19 protein-coding genes are annotated in these 21,145 nt (G+C 36.2%); 7 read left to right on the forward strand and 12 right to left on the reverse strand.

The window, feature by feature from the left end:
- The first annotated feature begins 246 nt into the window (after positions 1–246).
- Complete coding sequence (locus G6534_RS09605; RefSeq protein ID WP_119317111.1) at positions 247–1,017, forward strand: TerC family protein; 771 nt, start codon at positions 247–249, stop codon at positions 1,015–1,017.
- A gap of 14 nt (positions 1,018–1,031) precedes the next feature.
- Here the strand turns inward: G6534_RS09605 and G6534_RS09610 are convergent, their stop codons facing one another.
- From G6534_RS09610 to G6534_RS09625, 4 genes are all read right to left on the reverse strand, one after another.
- Positions 1,032–2,435: an APC family permease gene (locus G6534_RS09610; RefSeq protein ID WP_182082664.1), complete on the reverse strand. Its 1,404-nt coding sequence runs from the start codon at positions 2,433–2,435 to the stop codon at positions 1,032–1,034.
- A 153-nt stretch (positions 2,436–2,588) separates the two neighbouring features.
- Positions 2,589–3,995, reverse strand: a complete 1,407-nt coding sequence (locus G6534_RS09615) for an APC family permease (protein ID WP_182082665.1) — start codon at positions 3,993–3,995, stop codon at positions 2,589–2,591.
- A gap of 130 nt (positions 3,996–4,125) precedes the next feature.
- Positions 4,126–4,968: a helix-turn-helix transcriptional regulator gene (locus G6534_RS09620; protein WP_238788892.1), complete on the reverse strand. Its 843-nt coding sequence runs from the start codon at positions 4,966–4,968 to the stop codon at positions 4,126–4,128.
- Between the two features lie 27 nt (positions 4,969–4,995).
- Positions 4,996–5,355, reverse strand: a complete 360-nt coding sequence (locus G6534_RS09625) for a DUF488 domain-containing protein (RefSeq protein ID WP_182082666.1) — start codon at positions 5,353–5,355, stop codon at positions 4,996–4,998.
- A gap of 169 nt (positions 5,356–5,524) precedes the next feature.
- Here G6534_RS09625 and G6534_RS09630 point away from each other — a divergent pair, with 169 nt between their 5' ends.
- On the forward strand, positions 5,525–5,962 hold the full coding sequence (locus tag G6534_RS09630; RefSeq protein WP_059074943.1) for an Hsp20/alpha crystallin family protein: 438 nt from the start codon (positions 5,525–5,527) through the stop codon (positions 5,960–5,962).
- A 787-nt stretch (positions 5,963–6,749) separates the two neighbouring features.
- On the opposite strand, the gene G6534_RS09635 is transcribed toward G6534_RS09630, so the two are convergent.
- From G6534_RS09635 to G6534_RS09645, 3 genes are all read right to left on the reverse strand, one after another.
- Positions 6,750–7,703, reverse strand: coding sequence for a LacI family DNA-binding transcriptional regulator (locus tag G6534_RS09635; RefSeq protein WP_182082667.1), 954 nt, complete (start codon positions 7,701–7,703; stop codon positions 6,750–6,752).
- Positions 7,704–7,942: 239 nt separating this feature from the next.
- Positions 7,943–8,647 carry a bifunctional demethylmenaquinone methyltransferase/2-methoxy-6-polyprenyl-1,4-benzoquinol methylase UbiE gene (ubiE, locus tag G6534_RS09640; RefSeq protein ID WP_182082668.1) on the reverse strand — a complete coding sequence of 235 codons (705 nt, stop codon included), beginning with the start codon at positions 8,645–8,647 and terminating at the stop codon, positions 7,943–7,945.
- A 10-nt stretch (positions 8,648–8,657) separates the two neighbouring features.
- Positions 8,658–9,266 (reverse strand): histidine phosphatase family protein, encoded by a 609-nt coding sequence (locus G6534_RS09645; RefSeq protein ID WP_182082669.1) that lies wholly within the window; start codon positions 9,264–9,266, stop codon positions 8,658–8,660.
- Positions 9,267–9,470: 204 nt separating this feature from the next.
- On the opposite strand from G6534_RS09645, the gene G6534_RS09650 reads away from it, so the two are divergent.
- On the forward strand, positions 9,471–10,820 hold the full coding sequence (locus tag G6534_RS09650; protein ID WP_182082670.1) for a uracil-xanthine permease family protein: 1,350 nt from the start codon (positions 9,471–9,473) through the stop codon (positions 10,818–10,820).
- Positions 10,821–10,928: 108 nt separating this feature from the next.
- On the opposite strand, the gene G6534_RS12310 is transcribed toward G6534_RS09650, so the two are convergent.
- The gene (locus G6534_RS12310; protein ID WP_275266778.1) at positions 10,929–11,060 is read right to left on the reverse strand and encodes a hypothetical protein; all 132 of its coding nucleotides are present in this window, start codon (positions 11,058–11,060) and stop codon (positions 10,929–10,931) included.
- Between the two features lie 233 nt (positions 11,061–11,293).
- On the opposite strand from G6534_RS12310, the gene G6534_RS09655 reads away from it, so the two are divergent.
- The gene (locus G6534_RS09655) at positions 11,294–12,463 is read left to right on the forward strand and encodes an RNA-guided endonuclease TnpB family protein (RefSeq protein ID WP_182082671.1); all 1,170 of its coding nucleotides are present in this window, start codon (positions 11,294–11,296) and stop codon (positions 12,461–12,463) included.
- A gap of 84 nt (positions 12,464–12,547) precedes the next feature.
- Here the strand turns inward: G6534_RS09655 and G6534_RS09660 are convergent, their stop codons facing one another.
- Entirely contained in the window at positions 12,548–14,422 is a 1,875-nt protein-coding gene (locus G6534_RS09660; protein WP_182082672.1) for a fructose-bisphosphatase class III, read from the reverse strand.
- Positions 14,423–14,562: 140 nt separating this feature from the next.
- Between G6534_RS09660 and G6534_RS09665 the strand changes: the two genes are divergently transcribed.
- Positions 14,563–15,447 carry an aldo/keto reductase gene (locus tag G6534_RS09665; RefSeq protein ID WP_059074430.1) on the forward strand — a complete coding sequence of 295 codons (885 nt, stop codon included), beginning with the start codon at positions 14,563–14,565 and terminating at the stop codon, positions 15,445–15,447.
- Positions 15,448–15,526: 79 nt separating this feature from the next.
- Here the strand turns inward: G6534_RS09665 and G6534_RS09670 are convergent, their stop codons facing one another.
- The 3 genes from G6534_RS09670 to G6534_RS09680 all read right to left on the reverse strand — a co-directional run bounded on the left by G6534_RS09670 (position 15,527) and on the right by G6534_RS09680 (position 18,923).
- Positions 15,527–16,315 (reverse strand): hypothetical protein, encoded by a 789-nt coding sequence (locus G6534_RS09670; RefSeq protein WP_182082673.1) that lies wholly within the window; start codon positions 16,313–16,315, stop codon positions 15,527–15,529.
- Between the two features lie 134 nt (positions 16,316–16,449).
- A complete protein-coding gene (locus tag G6534_RS09675; protein WP_059074432.1) occupies positions 16,450–17,226 on the reverse strand; it encodes a hypothetical protein in 777 nt (258 codons plus the stop codon).
- Between the two features lie 404 nt (positions 17,227–17,630).
- Positions 17,631–18,923 carry a nucleobase:cation symporter-2 family protein gene (locus G6534_RS09680; RefSeq protein WP_182082674.1) on the reverse strand — a complete coding sequence of 431 codons (1,293 nt, stop codon included), beginning with the start codon at positions 18,921–18,923 and terminating at the stop codon, positions 17,631–17,633.
- Positions 18,924–19,047: 124 nt separating this feature from the next.
- On the opposite strand from G6534_RS09680, the gene G6534_RS09685 reads away from it, so the two are divergent.
- Together G6534_RS09685 and greA are read left to right on the forward strand one after the other, a co-directional pair.
- Entirely contained in the window at positions 19,048–20,484 is a 1,437-nt protein-coding gene (locus G6534_RS09685; protein ID WP_182082675.1) for a C69 family dipeptidase, read from the forward strand.
- Positions 20,485–20,567: 83 nt separating this feature from the next.
- The gene (gene greA / locus G6534_RS09690; RefSeq protein WP_182082676.1) at positions 20,568–21,038 is read left to right on the forward strand and encodes a transcription elongation factor GreA; all 471 of its coding nucleotides are present in this window, start codon (positions 20,568–20,570) and stop codon (positions 21,036–21,038) included.
- The last annotated feature ends 107 nt before the right edge of the window (positions 21,039–21,145 follow it).

Raw genomic sequence — 21,145 nt, forward strand, 5'->3', positions numbered from 1 at the left:
TGTGATGGCTCAGCCGGCAAATTATTCTTAGCGATTTATCGCTTAGAATAAGACCCAGCTTTGAAATGCTGCGCACTTGGTTTATGCAGTAGTTCAAAGTGGTGTCGACATTCTCCAGCCAATCACAGGGATTTTGCGGACGACGGCATCCTTACGCAATCCCCCCCAATTATTAATTTGTTATTTACAGTAAATATCTGGTATGCTTTACACAACAAAAACAATAATGAAAGCAAGGAATATTGATTGAATGCACTAGTTAATATGTACGGCCCATTCTTCGACCTTCACAACTGGGCAACTGTGATCGAATCAGGTGAAGATTGGTTAATTATCCTCTCACTAGTAGTGATGGAATGTATCTTATCCGTTGATAATGCGGTAGTTTTAGCCGCCCAAACTCAATCGCTGCCGAATAAAGTTGAACAAGAAAAATCCCTTTTCTACGGATTATTCGGTGCCTACATTTTTAGATTCTTAGTTATCGGTGTCGGTGTCTACTTAATTAACTTCTGGTGGATCAAAGTTTTCGGTGCCGCTTACCTATTTTATTTGTTCTTAAAGCACTTCTTCTTCACTAACAAAAAGAAAGTTAAGTCTCCGACAGAACCTAAAAAAGAAAATAAACTTGAAAAACATCTTCACATTTCTAGATTCTGGCAAGTCGTTATCTCAATTGAATTGATGGATATCGTCTTCTCAATCGATTCTGTTTTAGCCTCACTAGCCATTTCTAGTAATCCCGTTATCGTCTTAATCGGTGGTATGATTGGTATTTTAGCCATGAGAGGTATCGCTGAATTAATTATGGGCTTGATGAGTAAGATTCCTGAATTGAACGGTATGGCTTACTTCTTGATTTTATTTATTTCTATCAAGTTGTTCCTTTCAATTCCTGCTATCGACATTGAAGTTCCCAACTTACTCTTCGTCGGTGTCTTAATTGGTGCCATCATTGTTACCTTGATAATTCACATGATCAACAATCAAAAAGCTCCTAAGAGCAAGAAAAAATAGCTTCCAATTGGAGGCTATTTTTTTTGCAATTTAGAATGTTTCAAACCATAAGTAAAGTACACTATTACTCCAATTATCAGCCAAATAACTACGGTAATTTTTGATAGCTTTGGCAACATTATCAAGAAGTACAAACTAGCTAATCCGGCTAGAACTGGCAAAACTGGATAAAGTGGCATCTTATAACCATCTTTGTTAGGGATATCTTTACGATGGCGCAAGGGAATAATTCCAAATGATATGAAAGTAAAAGCCAATAAAGTTCCAGCATTGATCAACGAGGTCAATTCAGTCAATGGCACTAAACCAGCAAAGAAAGCTTGTACGACTGTAGCGACAATAATCGCATTCTTTGGCACGGCGTATTTCATATCGACTTCACCCATCTTGCTTGGCAATAAGCCGTCACGTCCTAGAGCATAAACTAATCTGGAACCACCGAAGAACAGAGTCACTAAGGCGGTAAAGATTCCGACCAAAGCCCCAATGGTAATCAGTTTATTCCAAGTGTTTAGATGAATAACTTTCAACGCGTAGGCCGCCGGATCATCAACGTTTAGTTGTTTATAGTTAACGATTCCGGTCAAAACTAACGAGAATGCCACGTACAAAATAATGGCAATAAAGACTGTACCTAGGATTCCTTTAGCAACATCTTTTTTGGGATTGATAGTTTCCGCTGAATTAGAAGCCAAAGCATCAAATCCGATGAAGGCAAAGAAGACTGTCGCTGCAGAGGTTGATAAACCACCTAATCCAAAAGGAGAAGTACGAAATTCTTGTGGATAGAATGGAACGTAATTTTTAGTTTTGATGTACAAAGCTCCAACCAAAATAAACAAAACAATAATCGTGACTTTGATGACGACTGCAACATTTTCAACTTTTTTCGAGAGACTAGTTCCGTGAGCAATTACAAAAGCAATTATCAAAACTATCAAAACTGCCGAGAGATTGATGCCCCCACCTTCTAGTGGACCTGCGGATAAAAATTTAGGCAGATGAATTCCGAAAACCCCGAGGATATTGTTGTTAAAATACGATGCAAATCCGACTGATTGGGCAGATACCGACAAGAAGTATTCCAAAATCAAGGCCCAACCGAGAATCCAACCAATTCCTTCACCATAAATAACTGAACCATACGAATACGCTGATCCAGCTACTGGCATGGCAGCCGCAAATTCTGCATAAGCCATCCCTACTACTCCAGCTACGATACCGGAAATCAAGAACGCAACAGCCACCGCTGGTCCCGCATGTAAAGCAGCTTCATGTCCTGGCAAAATAAAAATACCAGTTCCGATGATAGCCCCAATTCCTAAGGCTAATAAGTCTTTCGCTGTTAAACTTTTGGTCAGTCTAGCATCTACTTTTAAATAATTATCTACTGATTGTTTTTTAAAAATATCCTTCACAAAAATTCTTCCTCTCGAAAGCAACTAATTAAGTAAAAAGTCTACTACAATATTTTTGTTAAAAAAAGAGTTTTTCTAATAAAAAGTGCACTTTTCTAATTTTTACTTTTAAAAAATAACCGATAGAATAAGCTTCTATCGGTTATCTTCTAATTAATGTGATTTACTTTGTAATTTTGAGTGTTTTAATCCGTAAACGAAATAGACAATGATTCCAATGGTGATCCAAAGACCCACACTGATTTTAGAAATCGTTGGCAACATGAATAGGAAATAAATACTGGCAAGTCCGGCCAAGATTGGTAAGACTGGATACCATGGCATTTTAAATCCATCATTGGGAATATCTTTTCTTTTCCGCAAGGGGATTATTCCAAACGAAATGAAAACAAAGGCCAACAAAGTTCCAGCATTGATCAAGGAAGTCAACTCCGTCAATGGTACTAATCCAGCAAAGAAGGCTTGAACAACCATTGCCAATAAAACCGCATTTCTAGGCACAGAGAATTTTTCATCAACTTCGCCCATCTTCTCTGGCAACAAACCATCACGTCCCAAGGCATAAACTAAACGTGAGCCACCAAAGAACATCGTTAATAATGACGTGAAAATTCCCACTAAAGCACCAATGGTGATCAATTTATTCCAAGTGTCCAAATGAACTACTTTCAAAGCATAGGCAGCCGGATCATCGACGTTTAACTGTTTATAGTTGACCACTCCGGTTAAGACAAAAGAGAAGCCAACGTACAAAATTACCGCCACGACCACGGTACCTAAAACCCCACGAACGACATCTTTTTTGGGATTGACAGTTTCTGCAGAATTAGCCGCTAAAGCATCGAAACCAACGAAGGCAAAGAAGACGGTCGCTGTAGCAGTGGAAATTCCACCCATTCCAAATGGTTCAGTGTGGAACTGTTTAGGATAGAATGGTACATAATTCTTAGTATTGATATAAAAAGCACCAACGATAATGAATAAAATAATAATCGCTACTTTAATCAATACCGCCACGTTTTCAACTTTCTTAGACAAACTTGCACCTTGCAAGATAATGAACGCTATCAACAAAACAATCAACGTCGCTGAAATATTAATAACTCCACCTTCTAAAGGTCCAGCTGCTAAGAACTTTGGCATGTGAACTCCAAAGGCTCCTAAGATATTGTTGTTGAAATACGAAGCAAAGCCAACTGCTTCAGCAGAAACCGTTAAAAAATACTCCAAAATCAAAGCCCAGCCAAGAATCCAACCAATAATTTCACCATAAATGACCGCTCCAAACGAATAAGCCGAGCCAGCTACAGGCATAGCTGATGAAAATTCTGCATACGCCATCCCGACAAATCCGGAAACAATTGCCGCAATCAAAAACGCAACTGTAACTGCCGGTCCAGCATGTAACGCTGCTTCATGTCCCGGCAAAATAAAGATACCTGTACCAATAACTGCTCCGATACCGAGTGATAATAAATCTCTTGCACCGAGAGTCTTGGTAAGTCTAGAATCAGCTTTTAAATAAGTCGCCACTGATTCCTTTTTAAAGACATTTTTCATGAAAATTTACCCCTTAATTTGCGTAAAATGAATTACACTAAGTTTAAATCTTACTACAATATTTTTAATAAAAAAAGGCAATCTTCTCTTGTATTTCAGAAGATTACCTCAATTTTTTTTAATAATTATTCTAATTATTACCCTCGGTACGATATTTCGTTGGTGCTACCCCAGTATATTTCTTAAAGGTTTGACTAAAATAACTCAATCTAGTGAAACCTAAAGCATCGGAAATATCATTGATACTCTTGTCAGATTCCTTTAATAAGAGCATCGCTTTTTGAATCTTACGTGCATTCAAGTAAACTGAAAAACTCAATCCCGTCTCTCGCTTAAACAATTTACTAAAATAATAATCTGATAAATAAACTTTACTCGAAACTTGATCCAACGTTAATCTTTTATCTAAATTACTATCAATATACTCTATTGCGGAAATAATGGAAGCATTTGACGTTGACATTGTCTTAATTTGTTGCAAGGCTTTGCCGTCACTATCGTCTAAATCATCAATAGTTTCATTAACATCTAATGCGTATTTGATAATAAAGTCATCAATACCACGGTTTTCAATAATAAGCTTGGCTATTCCCTCAATCATTGAACGCAAATAAATCACTTGGTCATTCAATCTACGCATCAAATCTAGTCTTTTAGGGCTGACTTCAGTAGTATCCTTGGCTACACAAATTTTTCCAACCCGTTGATTCAATTGAGAAATACGAATTGGTGCATCAGCATATTCCATATGATATTTACATTTATGAATACTTAATTTTGACAAATCTGCTTTTTTATCCTTTTGCGTCAAGGAAGCGCTTTCTGAAAGTACGCCAAAAATACCTGCTCGCAAATGGTCATCATTTCCCAAAACAAAGACTGCTATATCATTAGTTTGGGCATATGCCTGCAGCAGGCGAATTATTAATTTCTCGTTACTAGATAATAAAGACTGTAAATCGAACTCTTCCATTTCGTTAGCCAACCTCATTTACAATATTTAAATGGTTTTATTTAGATATTCCATGAGGACTACCGCATCATTGTGTTCTTCGTCTTTAGCACTGTATAAAATCAAAACATCTTGTTCTTGCAAAGCGGACTTAATTTCCGTTAAGAATTCAGGCGTATAAGGATTCTGATTAATTTCTTCCAAGTATTTCTTCTTGAATTCAGTATATTTTTCAGGATCGTGTCCAAACCATTTTCTCAATTCCGCTGACGGGGCAATTTGTTTTGCCCAAAGATCAAGTTTGGCTCTGACCTTAGACATTCCACGTGGCCATAGACGATCAACTAAGACTCGATAGCCTTCTGGTAATTCCTTGTCGTAAATACGTTTCAAAATTAGTTTAGTCATTTAACTAACCCTCTTTTTTTCATGTTAATTATATCACATAAAATTATTTATTATTTATGGATCTTTTGCCAATTTTATCACTCGACAATTAAGAGTGCTAAATTCTTGAACTTCCACCCAAAAGGGTCTTACAATGTATTTGTAATGAAGGGAAAGGAAGTAACACAGTATGACAAATGAAATTATGGATCGTAACAATTTAATGAGAAATTGGTTCAACAATGATTCTTGGATGAACAATTTTCCATCCATATTTGACAACAATTTCCCAGAAGATTCAACATTAAAGACTGATATTAAAGAAACTGATAAAGATTACGAGGTTCATGTAGATATGCCTGATTTTAACAAGAAGGATATCGACATTAATTATGAAAATGATGTACTAACAATTAGTGGTCATCGTGATAGCTTCAACGACCACAATGATAAGAACGGTGATATGATTATGAGCGAACGTTCAAGTGGCCGTTACATGAGACAATATCACTTGCCAGCAGTTGATTCAAAGAGTATCAAAGCTACTTATGACAAGGGTGTTCTAGAAGTTAACCTTCCAAAGCTAGAAAAGAAGGTTGAATCAGGACATCACATTGATATTGACTAATAATTTAAAAATATCAATTTAACTTCGACTTTTCAGAGAAGTCCGACTTACTGCATTTTGTTCGGTATGGTCGGGCTTTTTTTTGTTGATTCTTGCCGTCCTCCATAGCAAAGAAAATTTGGCTGGAACGTAGTGGGCACGATTTTGAGCTTTTGCATGAACCAAGGGCGCAAAATCTCAAAACTCGGCCTTATTCTAAGCAACAAGTTGCTAAGAATAATTTCACTACTGAGCCAATTTTCTTTGCTATTCCGGACTAGATAGTGTTTTTATTTTTTATATAATAAAAGACACAATTGCACCTTCACAGTTTCTTCACATTTTATAAATACATTTTTCATATTAATAAAGTACTATATAAATTGTAGATGAGAGATGTAATAAATCCCTTTTCTCACCCCCTATAACATATATATATTTAATCCCCTAATTTAAAAAACACCTTTCCCCGAGGTGTTTTTTTACGTATTTTAGGTATCTGCTAGTAGTAGTTATACACAAAATAAGCTATACTGATATATGCAGAGTGGAATTTTTCTACTCTCATGGGATGTAGTATTAAAATACTGCAAAAGGACTTAAGAATTTATAAAATTTAAAAAGACTTATCTATAAACAGGGCTATCCAAGTTTTACGTAATAAAAAATATTAAAACTATTTTCTGATAAGCCTGTAACAAACGAAAAACTGATAAAAGATGACTATACTTTTATCTTCCCCCCTATAACAAAATAAATCCCCTAAAAAGGGCATCCTTTTCTGATTAAGGATGCCCTTTTTGCTTACCTATTCTTCATTTAATGTTCCACGTAAAATCAATTCTGATGGAATCATCTTCTTCACAACGTCTTTTTCAAAGATAGACCAAAAAGCATATTCGCCAATTTCAGTCAATTTGTGATCAACCGTAGAAAAATCCATCAAACGGCTGTAATCCAAATCTTCCTGACCGATAACTGGGATTTTCTTCTTCATTTTGATCAATTGTTGAATTACCCCGGCTGCAACTTGGTCACTATTAGCAAAAATCACCTGTAAATCAGGATCTTTCTCTAGTAAATATTGAGCACCGAGATTACCACCTTTAAAATCTTTAGCTTTATTGTAAACGTGGTCTTGATCGATTTTCTTATCAAAAACTTGACGATAAGCGTGTTTAATTAATTTGGTCGACTGGCTTGAAGATTCTTTACGACTGACCGTAACGCCGATATGGTCAAAATTATGTTGCTGCAACACTTCGAAAACATCAATAAATGACTGGCCCCGATTCGTATAAGCGCAAGAAATTGGGTAATCGAAGGTATCTTCACAACAAGTGATAGGTCCATACTGTTTGTATTCGAGAATTTTTTCAAATGAGATAGCTCGGGAAGTAAAAATAATTCCATCAAAAGCATGATGCTTTAGCATCTCCAAGTATTTGATTTCATTTTCTTCGTTATAATCCGATGGCAATAAAATTACTTGATAATCTTCCTTGAAAGCCACTCGAGTGATAGCAGCGACTAATTTTTGAAAATATGGAATACTAATATACGGCAAAACAACTCCAACGGTGTGCGTTTGACCAGTACTTAAAGCACGGGCAACATCGTTAGGATGATAATCTAATTTTTCCATTGCATCAATGATTTCGGCCCTAGTTTTGGCAGCAACATAATCTCGATCATTGATAACTCGAGAAACTGTCGAGACCGAGTGCTTGGAAAGTTTGGCGACATCTCTAATATTTGACATAAAGATCACTCCTGATTTGGATTGTTAGCTTGCTACATCATGATAAATGTAGCCTTTTTCATGAAAAAGCTAATCTTCACATTTTCTTCACATTTTCAAAATATTTGGTTCACACTTATTAAGTATAGTATTAATTGTAGATGAGAGATACGAAATCTCATCTCATCCCCCCTATAACATATATATTTAATCCCCTAAAAATTAAAAGAACACCTTCCCCGGGTGTTCTTTTTTCGTGCCTATTTTCTTGCGGAATGAATTGCGGCAGCCTTCAACATTAAATTTGTGACTTCAATATCGTCAAAGCCCGCATCTTGCATCATTTGAGCTAGTTGTTTAATACTAACGAACTTATTAACTGAGTCGTCCAAATATTGATATTCCGGCTTACTTTTGGCAAAGATTTTTCCCATCATGGGCATCAAGTGATTGAAATACATTTCCCAACCTAATTTGATGACTGGTGTTTGAACTTTAAAAGCTTCCAAACAAATCAATTGCCCCTTAGGTTTTAAAATACGAAAGATTTCACTCAACACTTGATTGGCATCTGGTACATTACGCAAGCCAAAACCAATCGTTACCACATCAAAATGCTTATCAGAAAAATTCAAATCCATCGCATTGCCTGACATTAATTCAATATTAGTTAAATTCGAAGCCGCAACTTTTGTTTGGGCAATCTTTAACATTTCAGAACTAAAATCTAATCCAATGACTTTGGCATGTGGATATTTTCGAGCCAACATAATCGTCCAATCGGCTGTCCCACAACAAAGATCAAGAATCATGTCTGGTCCATTATCAATCTTTGCTGTAGCGATTTTACGCCATTTTTGATGGGTTCCTAAACTCATAATGGAATTTAGTTTGTCATAGTTGCCAGCTATATTATTGAAAGTCTTTTGAACATCTTTTTGAGGAACTTTATTAGTCAGGCTCATAATTTACCTCTTAATCAAGATTATTAGCACGTCCATAGTACATGAGGTAGCGTTTGCCACTGTTGGAAATCATGTATTTGGAAACTCCGGCATTAGCTGGTTGGATAATTTGCGAAATATCTTCGATTCCGGTAATTTCTTTCATGATGGCACGACTAACGAATCCATGACAAACGACCATGATTTTCTCGTCGCCTTTTTTAGCCATATCATTCAAAAAATCATCAACTCGCTTATAAACGTGTTCAAATGGTTCACAATTTTCGGCATAGTCGGCATATTTTGGTGCTAAATAGTGGTTTTCATCAAACGCATCAGGATACTTAGGTTCCAATTCACTTGCTTTAACACCGTCCCATGAACCATAATCACCTTCACAAAGACGTTTATCTAATTTAACTTCGTGAACGCCTTGATTCAAAATTTCAGCGGTTTGAGCTGCACGTTTTAAAGGACTTGAATAAATTTCGTCAAAATCATTAATATCGATATTTTTCTCTAAAGTTTCAACTTGCTTAATTCCGTTGGCATTTAAGGGTTTATCAGTAGACATCCCATTGATACGATTTTCATAATTAGTATCTGTTTCTCCATGTCTTACAATGTATAATTCGACCATAATATCTCCTTCTTGGTAGCGCTTAAAATACTTCTTTTAGTATTTCATTATTGACTTTGCTTTGCAACTCAATTATAGTGAAAGCAATCAAATATAGTCCTTTAAATATTGGTCCCGTGAGGCTAATAAGGAAACACGTTCAGTCTTTTATTTCGCATACACGGGATAGAGGGCTATTTTTTTGCAAAAATACACTTAGGGGAGATGTTTCTTTTGGCTACAAATGATCAGCAGTACCGCAACCCAGACGCAGTCTTAGACGTCTACGAAAAACCACCACTAGGCAGCTGGGCCTTTTTATCTTTACAGCACTTATTCTCAATGTTTGGTGCCACCGTTTTGGTACCGTTACTAGTTGGACTAGATCCTAGTATTGCTCTTTTTAGTTCTGGTGTTGGAACAATTATTCATATTTTAATCACTCATCGTAAGATTCCAGCTTACATGAGTTCTAGTTTCTCATTCATTGTGCCGATGGTTTCCTTGATGAAGACAGTTGGTTATGCCGGCGTCGCCCAAGGTACCATTGCCGTTGGTATGGTTTACTTGATTGTTTCATTGGTCGTCGGCTTCATTGGTTCTGATTGGATCGACAAAGCTTTACCACCTATCGTCGTTGGACCAATCGTTATCGTCATTGGTATGTCAGTTGCCGGAAGTGCCGCTAACAATGCCATGATGAACGGTTCTCACTACGATTTAACTTACTTTGGTGTCGCTATGTTCACTTTATTCTTAACTGTTATTTTGAACATGGTTTTGAGAGGATTTTGGAGTAATATTGCTATTCTTTTAGGTATCGTCGGTGGTTATATTTTAGCCGTTGCCTTAGGTATCGTTGATTTTTCAAAAGTTATTTCTACACCTTGGTTCAAATTACCAGCTTTTGATGTTATGTTTGCTAACTACATGCCTAAGAAAATTTATTGGGGTGCTATCTTGAGTTTTGCACCAATCGCCTTCGTAACGATGGCAGAGCACTTGGGACACATCATGGTGCTAGACGAATTGACTGGTCGTGACTTCTTCAAAGATCCCGGTCTTCATAAAACTCTAGCTGGTGATGGTACAGCCTCAATCGTTGCCGCCTTTCTAGGTGGTCCTCCTGTAACATCATATGGTGAAAACATTGGTGTTATGGCTGTTAATAAGATTTTCAGTGTTTACGTTGTTATCGGAGCCGCTGTCTTCGCTGCTCTGTTTGGATTCATTGGTAAATTGAGTGCCTTGATTCAAACAATCCCTGGACCAGTTATCGGTGGTATCAGTTTCGTATTATTCGGAGTTATTTCATCCAGTGGTTTGAGAATCCTAGTTGATAACAAAGTCGACTTCAACGAAAAACGTAATTTGATGATTGCCTCAGTTATCCTAGTTATCGGTATCGGTAATGCTTATCTACAAATCGGCAGTTTCCAATTTACTGGTGTTGGTGTAGCTACAGTTGTTGGTATTATTTTGAACTTGATTTTACCAAAACACGCCTTGTCAGAACATTGGGACGATGACAAAGATGACTGGAAAAGGGATCAAAAAGCAAAAGGAAATGCTTAATTCTGGTTACTAAAAAGCATCTACTTTAGATAAAGTGCGTATCACATGCTGCACACTTTATCTAAGTAGATGCTTTTAATTTATTGATATAAGAAATAAAAACACTATCTAGTCCGGAATAACAAAGCAAATTGGCTCAGATGTGAAATTATTCTTAGCAACTTGTTGCTTAGAATAAGACCGAGCTTGAAGACTTTGCCCGGGTTTGGGCTTAGCAAAGGCTCCAAGTCGTGTCCACATCGTTCCAGCCAAATTTGCTTTGTTATGGAGGACGGAATCATATCACCAACCTAACTTAAGAAAAATCTATTTTTAAGATATAAGTCGCTTTTTTATAAAAATCGCCAATTGAGAAAACACGGTAATTTATTGCCGTGATGAATCAATGAATTATGCAATTTTAGGTGTTTCAGCAAACATATGTTCCCCTAACGTGATATAATTACAATACAAAATCATAGGAGGGGGTTCATATGGTCTTAAAGGGTATTAAATTACATATCTATCCAGATGATTACCAAAAGGAACTTATTGAATACAACTTTGGCGCTAATCGTTTTGTTTGGAATAATATGTTAGATATGATGATCAAACGCCATGAAAATAATCCAGATTTAAAATCTTTGAAAGCATTTGATTTGAACTATATTTTAACAACTTTCAAAAAAGAACACTCTTGGCTAAAGAAAGCTGAAAGTACTAGTTTACAAGTTTCTAATAAAGACTTATTTGAAGCGTACAAGGGATTCTTTAGTAAAAAACGTAAATTCCCACGATTCAAAAGTAAGAAGTTCCCAAAACAAAGCTATCAATCTAAATTTGTTAATAGAAACATAGAAATTATCGATGATTCTTACGTTAAATTACCTAAACTTGGAGTAATGAAGTATAAGAACAAAAAAGCTATCCCTAGTGTAATCAAGTACGTAACTATTCGTAAATCATCAACTAACAAATATTACGCCATTCTTACGGTTGATGAAGATATTACTCAATTACCAAAGACAAACAAGTCTGTCGGCCTTGATATGGGCGTTTGTGACCTAGTAATCTGTTCAGACGGAAGTAAATATAAGACAATCCGATTTGATAAGAAACTTGCTAAAAAGAAACACTATTGGGAAAAACGATTAGCCAGACGACGTACGCAAGCTCTAAAAGATATCCAGTATAAAAAGAAATTTGGATTGATTGATCCAAAACCTTTAGAACAATACTCAAACTATATGAAAGCTAAACTTATGGTAGCTAAATATAGTGAGAAGATAGCTAATCAAAGAAAAGACTATCTCCATAAGATAACTCGTGAATTAGTTGAGAATAATGATTTGATTGTTATTGAAGATTTGAAAACCAAAAATCTTCTTGGTAATCATAAACTATCACGTGCCATCGCTAATCAATCATGGAGAGCATTAAGATTGATGCTTGAATACAAATGTGAATGGTACGGTAAGAAACTTCTGGTTGTTAATCCATTCAAGACTAGTCAAATCTGTTCTAACTGTGGGTACGATGATGGTAAACACAAGTTAAGTATTAGAGAATGGGATTGTCCTAGTTGTGGTATTCATCATGATCGTGATATCAATGCAAGTAAAAATATATTGAACAATGGCTTGGAACAAGCCTTAGTAAAATAGTTCTAGCCTCTACCGACTGGTTGAGATACTAGTTGGCAAGTATGGAATGTTCCTAGAAGCTCGGTACTTTAGTGCCGATGTAGTTCACTTAATAAATTTACGTAAATACTTTATTTGCTTTTGGATACTCTTCCCATAATCAGTATCTTTTATTGTTCGACGTTCCGAAGAGTGTTCAACAATTTCTTTATCCATCACGACGTCTGACATTTCAGCAATCGATTTATTTTTGTTAGCGAAAGGTTTCAAAGTTTCCAAACGCATCCCATAGGAATCGTATAACAAGGTATGACCACCAATCTTTGAGCTTCGTTTAGCATCGAACATCCCATTGACTACAATGACCTTTTTATCAGCCATTACAGGATTAGCATTTTCGTCAGCCGGCGTGTGACCATTGACGATATGACCGCGAGTACTTAGTTCAAATTCCCTCAAAATCCTGTTAGCAAACCATTCTTCATCACATAAATCAAAGAATGGATTAGGTGTTTCTCTTTGAGCCTCTTTGTCATTAATAAAATAATGTTCAAAAGTCGTCATTTTATCTTTACCAAATAATGGCGACTTTTTCCCTTCCCAGAGGTACCAAATAAAATCTGAATTAAAACAGTCAGCCGTTGTCGGATGTCTCATAGCATCTTTGACAATATACTCGCTATAATCTAAAAGTTCTTTTCCTGCATAAGCTTTTCCATCGATGGCAATAGAAGATAAATTACCTTTTTGGTCTACTGGAATACACCCATGAAACAGCAAATTATCATTATGTTCAAGATACATTCCACCATTATCGGCTAAGAACCACATATCTTCATTTAATTTATTTGATTGAATGAATTGATTTATTAAATCTATCAAAACTACACGTTCACTATTAGTAATTTGATATGGAGAAGCCGGATTAACCGTTTGGAAACAGCCGTTCTCAATTGGATAGTCTTTGCCATCAATCGTTATAGTTCGTTTATCTAAACTCAATTTATCTAATAATAAGCGGTCATCCATTTCAAATTCTGGACGGCGTTTGATTGCTTGTCCCTCAAGCTTAAATTGAATTATAGCCGCAGCTTGTTGAATACAATTATCGACATTCTTCTCCTCATCAGTCATTCCTGCCCAAGCTACTTTTGGTTCAAAATTTGGCAAAGGCATGTAACGATTTGTCGCAAATTTAACCATCGAAGTCAGATCAATTCCATAGACATCTTCCAACAATTTCAAATTGTGATAACGGGCACTGATCCTAATTAAATTCATCATGCACAGCTTCGAACCAGCCATACTTCCTAGCCACAAAACATCATGGTTGCCCCATTCGAAGTCAAAATTTTGCCACGTTTCAGTCAAATGATCAATAACTTTATCAGGATGAGGACCACGATCATACAAATCACCAACAATATGAATCCGTTCAATTGCCAGTTTCTGAATAGCATGACAAAGAGAAATTATAAATTCATCCGCTAAACCTAATTTAACTAACTGCTTAACCATCTCACGATAGTACTGACGCTTGTCTTCAGCTCTTAAATCGCCAAAAACTAACTCTTCAGAAATATCCAAAAATTTCGTATCAAGCGATTGATCGATTATATTTTGGGGATACTTTTCAGCAACGTAACGTAAAACTTCAATCATCTGATTTGTCGTATCCATATACCATTGCTCTAAATCATTGCCTTTCAAATCGGGGGTGATTTTTTTCAAAATATCTTCAGGATAATAAATTAAGCAGACCAATTTCTGTTGATTAGGAACTGTCAAACGACCGTTAAACAATTCTCCAACCTTACGACTAATGTTGCCGGCACCACTACGAATGATATTCAAATATTTATCGTAGTTGCCATGAACATCACTAATAAACGCTTCTGTCCCCTTAGGTAAATTCAGAGTCGCTGCTAAATTGATGATTTTCGTCTTTACTTCATTAATATCCGTGAATTTTTCTTCCATTTAGAAAAAACCTTCTCCCGCAATATATCAATCATGTTTATGATAGCGTATACAATTGAACTATACCAAATGCACAGTTTATTTCCAAGTATCAAACTAATATTTGAGTTAAAATTATAGTTATAGGAGGTTAGTTAGACATGAATTTAAAATTAGATTCTACTGTAACTTTGAATAATGGTGTTAAAATGCCCCAATTAGGTATGGGTGTTTGGAAAGTCAACAATTCTGGTGCTTCCCAAGCTGTCCAATGGGCATTAAAACACGGCTATAAAGCAATTGATACTGCTAAACAATATGGTAATGAAGCTGGTGTGGGCGAAGGATTACAAAAAGGTTTTGCAGACAACGGTCTCAAGCGTGAAGATATTTTCTTAACAACTAAGATCTTCAACGGTGACCAAGGTTATCAATCAACACTCGACAACTTCGAAGGTCAATTAAAGAGACTACAAACTGATTATGTAGATCTACTCTTGATTCACTGGCCAGTTGATGGAACTTACCTAGAAACATGGCGTGCTTTGGAAACCATTTATAAAGAAGGCAAAGCCCGTGCTATTGGTGTTTCTAACTTCAATATTGAAAGATTAAAGGATATTCTTCAACACTGCTCAATCAAACCAGCAGTTAACCAAATGGAATATCACCCACTTTGCCAAGAAGTTGATATCAAGAATTTCTGTGATGAAAATAACATTCATCTTGAAGCATGGTCTCCACTTGGCGGTGGTTCAGTTCTAGGTGATCCTAGACTTAAGAAGATTGCTGACAAATATAACAAGTCAGTCGCTCAAGTTATTTTACGTTGGGACTTACAAAATGGCATTATTACTATTCCTAAGTCAGTTCACGAGGAAAGAATCGTTCAAAACTCCGATGTTTACGACTTTGAACTAAGTGATGCCGACATGAAAGAAATCAACGGTTTTGACACAGACAAGAGAAGTCTCTGGTATGGTGGCTTCTTCTGGAGTGGCAACCCTGATGGTTACAAAGATGAAGTTGAACAATGGGACGACTAAAGTAATCTCATTTTAATAAGACAAAAATAAGGAACCTCACAATGTAGAAAATCTACATTGTGAGGTTCCTTTTTTGATATTAAGATATTTTCTTTTCATTAGTTTCTATTGCTCCATTGCTAAAGGTTAATGGCATCTCTTCTTTGTCTATTACTAAACCAGATAGATCATAAGCTTCTACGAAACCTACAAACTTGGAAATAGTTGTTAAAAGACCAACTTCTGCCCAAACGCTTGCTTCAACAATATTTTGACCGATGACAATCGTTTGTTTGATATCACTAAGATTCATGTGGACTGACTCAAAATCGTTCTCAGACATCGCAATAACACCATTTTGCAAGTAATAAGTTGTCAGCGGCTCTTCTTTGGTAGAGTCATTGATATCAATTGCCCATTTAAAATCAGATTCTGGCTTAGTGGCAACTTTAATTTGTTTATCATTACTCAACCAAATTCCTTCGATATCAGAATTTTCTAATAACGGCGTTACATATTTATTGAAGGCTTGTTCTAGCGCCCATGCCTGCACCAAAGTATTAGGATCATATTTACCAGCAAAGTATGGCGTATAAATTCCTTCTGTCATTTGCTCTGCTAAAACCGTTGAATTATAAATCATCGCAAAGTCACTTGACTCTTGTAACGGTGTCTTATCTCCTCGTTGAAATCTCGAAACTAAGGAATCATAAGCAAACGGAGAAAATCGTTGATTAATCTCAATTAAAAATTGCTCAACATTTTGACGAGCTGCTTTCATTTGTTCCATTAGGATCTGATTATTTTTAGTTGTTGCTATTTCAAGTTTAAATTGTTCATTCATTTGATTAATTATCATATTAGGGAAAAAGTATTTTTTGATTTTCATAACGTACCTCATTTATATCAAGCGTCAAATCTTCTTTGACTATATATAAAATTATAAAAATGAGATATGAATTATTTATGACCAAAGATAGAATTTTTAAATAAAAAAAGAACCATATAACGACGTTATACAGTTCATTTCCGTAAAGGAATCTTATCAGAAAAGCCATCGCGGAAGTTTTCTAAGCCCGCATACTTATCAACTATCATCCCTGTCAAATGGTACTTAGTGATGAACTCAGAGAACTTTATCCCGGCCGACAATCCAGCTGATGACCAAATATTAGCATCCACAGCACTATTGCCAACAATAGTTACCTGTTCAACGTTGCTCTTTTCATTCCGTAAACTATGCAATTCATTAGCAGTTGAAACAGCTCCATTCTTCAAAAAATACGTTGCTAACAAGATGTTGAGGTTCTTAGGGTCTTTGATTGCGATACGCCATCTAAAATCAATATTAGGACGACTGGCTAACCGGACATCCTCACCACAACGTAGTGATACACCATCGATACCTTCGTCACTCAATAGCGATAGTAGATACCGGTTAAAAATTTGATCAATCATCCAACCATTCAACAAACCGATTGGATCATACTTTCCATTAAAGTAAGAACTAAAGTAATGATGGGTCATTTGTTCAGCGGTAATCGTCTGTTCATAAACTTCACGAAAAGTCTTTGAAGTCATCAAAGCTGTCTCTTCTCCATCTTGGAAACGTGACAATAACGAATCATGGTTCTCTAATGAAAACAGGCTATCATATTGTTGGACATTTTCAGAAATTTTATCAATAGTCTCATCAACTAATTCTTTATTAATCGCTCCTTCATCCAAAGTGGCTAATTTTACTTCAAATGGCAGATCAAACTTATTAATAACAATGCTTATATATTTATATTCATTCATATTTTTCACTCCTTTGGCTAAAAAAGGTTCTTTCTTAAATTAACTAGATAATGTTATTTATCATTTCTTGTAAGTGATTGAAAAACTAAAAATAGAACTACTATCTAGTCCGGAATAGCAAAGAAAATTGGCTCAGTAGTGAAATTATTCTTAGCAACTTGTTGCTTAGAATAAGGTCGAGTTTTGAGATTTTGCGCACTTGGTTTATGCAAAAGCTCAAAATCGTGCCCACAACGTTTTCGCCAAATTTTCTTTGCTATGGAGGACGGAATCCTACATTAACTAATTCAGAAAGAATCCTAAAAAAAATACGTATACTTATCTTATTTATCGACAAGTATACGTACCAAATGTGATGAAAATATGACTAAACTTTGCTTATGCTTTGAAAGTTTCAAAACTTGCTAATTCGTCTTTTTGTTCGGATTTAGCAATAAATTCAAAATAATTGCTGAAAAACTTCCGACTACTAAACCATTATTCAAAATAGTTTGAACAGTTGATGGCAAGAAGTGCAATAACGTTGGTTGAACTGTTACACCTAAGCCTAAACTGATTGAAACTGCCATAATCATGATATTATTGTTGTTCATTTCAACACGTGATAGCATCTTAATTCCTTCAATACCTACGGTACCAAACATAATCAACATGGCACCACCCAAGACGGCATTAGGAATCAATTCAGCTACCGCACCAACCTTAGGGATCAAACCTAAAATAATTAATAGGAAGGCTGAGAAATAAACTGGTTTATTCTTCTTAATTCCTGATAATTGAACGACCGCCACATTTTGTGAGAAGGTCGAGTATGGGAACGTATTAAAAATACCACCCAAGATAGCAGCTAAACCTTCTGAGGCGTAACCTCTTTGCAAGTCATTCTTGTCCAAATCATCACCAGTCAATTCTGCCAATGCGTAGTAAACACCAGTTGATTCAATCATACAAGTCAAAGCAGCTAAAAGCATAACTACGATTGATGACCATTCAAACTTAGGTGTTGCAAAGTAAAATGGTTGAGGGATTTGGAACCAATGAGCAGTACCCACAGTCTTAAAACCAATTTCTCCCATTCCAATTCCAAGTAAGTAACCTGCAACGATACCAATCAAAACAGCGATTTGCTTGATAAAACCGCGACCCCAAATACTTACGATCACAATAATCAAGGCTGTTGCAAATCCTAGAATCAAATTCGTCGAGCTACCAAAATCTTTGGCATCGACGTTTCCGCCACCAATATTTTGGAAAGCTACGGGAATCAAAGTAAATCCAATCAAAGTAATCAAAGAACCAGTAACTACTGTTGGGAAGAAGTCTTTCAAGTTAGCGAATAACTTGGAAATCAACATGATGAAAACCCCAGCAGCGATGATGGCACCATACATATAGGCAATTCCAAAGTGATGCCCAATGTTTTGTAACGGCGTTACATATTCGACAGCTGAACCCAAAACAACTGGCAAACCAATACCCGTCAATGGTGTTCGTTTAATCTGTAAGAGTGTAGCAACCCCACACATAAAAATATCAACTGAAATTAGATAAGTCATTTCTTTAGCACTGAATCCTAGTGAAGCACCAATTAAAATTGGAATCAAAATATCTCCAGAATACATTGCTAACAAATGTTGAAAGCCTAATAACAGATTTTTAAGGAATGATTCTTCCTTATCGTTCGTGTTTATATCCATTACACCCTCCTAATTTATCAAAATTATACCATATATTCGTGATTACAATATGAATAAGTTTGAAGATACTGCTTACATTTATATGATAGAATGTAACCAGTACAAATAGGAGGAATTCGAAAAGATGAAGAAAAATCATTTGGATGACGCTTGTACCACTATTTTAGTTGGTAAAAACGCCAGTTTAGATGGATCAACAATGATTGCTAGAAACGACGACACTTTCTTTGCGGTAGCTCCACATAGCTTCGTATTGAACCCTGCCGTAAACGGCAAAAAAGGACGCAAGGTTAAGTCATGGTTAAATGGCTTTGAATCAGAAGTTCCTGAAAATGGCTACAAATGGCCTGCCGTTCCAAACGTTGACTACAAGAAGTTTGGTTACTACGACGAAAGTGGTATTAATGGTAAGAACGTTGCTATGTCTGCCACAGAAAGTACTTATGGTAACGAACGTGCCTTAGCTTTTGACCCATTAGTTAAAGATGGTATGGACGAAGATGTTATCGTTCGTATGGTCCTACCTTATGTTGACTCAGCCAAGGGTGCTGTACAACGTACTGGTGAATTGATCAAGAAATTCGGTTCACCTGCTGGTAACTCTGTTCTATTCAGTGATAAAGATGACGTTTGGTACATGGAAATCGTTACTGGTCACCACTGGGTAGCCCAAAGAATTCCTGATGACAGTTATGCTGTTTGTGCTAACCGTGTTTCAATTCAACAAGTAGATTTCAATAACTCTGACGAATTCATGTGGTCAGAAGGAATTCAAGAATTTGTTGAAAAGAACCACTTGAACACTGACAAAACTGGCTGGAACTTCAGACACATCTTCGGTACAGACAACCTTAAAGACCGCCACTACAACACACCACGTGTTTGGTTTGGTCAAAAGTACTTCAACCCAGAAATCCAACAAGATCCAGAAGATGGTGAATTACCTTTCATCATGAAGACAGATCACAAGATTTCCGTTGATGATATCGAATACGTTTTAGGTTCACACTATAACGAAACACCATTTGATCCATTCAGCCCATATGCTAGTGAAGATGACAAACACCGTTACCGTCCAATCGGTTTGAACAGAACTCAAAACTCACACGTTCTTCAAATCAGAAATGACGTTCCTGAAGAATACGCTGCTATCATGTGGCTATGTATCGGTTACCCAACATTTACACCATACATTCCTTTCTATACTAATATGAACGAAACAGATCCTTCATATAATGATGCTTCACTTGAATTCAACTTCAAGGATGCATATTGGATGTATAAAGCTTTGTCAGTTCTAGTTGAATCAAACTACACAGAATTCATTCAAGACGATATCGACTACCTAACAGAAATTCGTCAAGAACTACGTGAAGCTGTAGCTGAAACTGATAAATTGGCTGCTAACTACTCTGGCGACGAATTAGTTGAATTCTTAACTGACCGTAACCAAAAAGTTGTTAAACAAATGCAAGAAAAGACTCACAAATTCTTTGGTGAACTTTATACTAAGGGAATCAATCTTTCAAAACTTACATTTAATATGGATGCAAATCTATAATCAATTACTAAAAGGTATCTTCTTTGGAAGGTGCCTTTTTTGTGTTACATTGGATTTAAAACAACTAAATCGAGGTTTTAAAAATGGAACCAACTTTTAATAAAATGACACCTGCTGGCTACAAAGCTATCGAACAAGAAATAAAAGATTTAAAAGCCAGCCGACCCGAAAAAATCAAAATTCTCGCTGCCGCTGCTGCCTTAGGCGACCGTTCTGAAAACACCGAATACTCTAGTGCCAAACGTGATTTAGGACACCTTGAGAGCCGTCTACGTTATTTACACAAACAGTTACAATACGCTGATGTAGTTTTGCCTGCTGACAACGACCTCTTAGATATCGGTAAATTCGTGACGATTGAATTTTTGGATGATCACGACCAAGTTACTTATCAATTGGTAGGAAAACAAGAAGCTAATTTAACCCAAAACAAAATCTCCTTTGCCTCACCAATTGGGAAAGCTTTGGAAAATCATCAGGTCGGCGACACAGTTTCAGTCAGTGCCCCTGAAGGATCATATGATGTAAAAATCATCAAAATTTCATTGGAATAATTAAGTCAACGCTATCACTATAAAATAAATAAGGTATATACCATTTTGAATGAATTCCCTAATAGCAACAAATTTCTCCATACCTTTACGTGCCAAACGTCATGATA

Source organism: Companilactobacillus pabuli, from assembly GCF_014058425.1.
Taxonomy (GTDB): Bacteria; Bacillota; Bacilli; order Lactobacillales; family Lactobacillaceae; genus Companilactobacillus; species Companilactobacillus pabuli.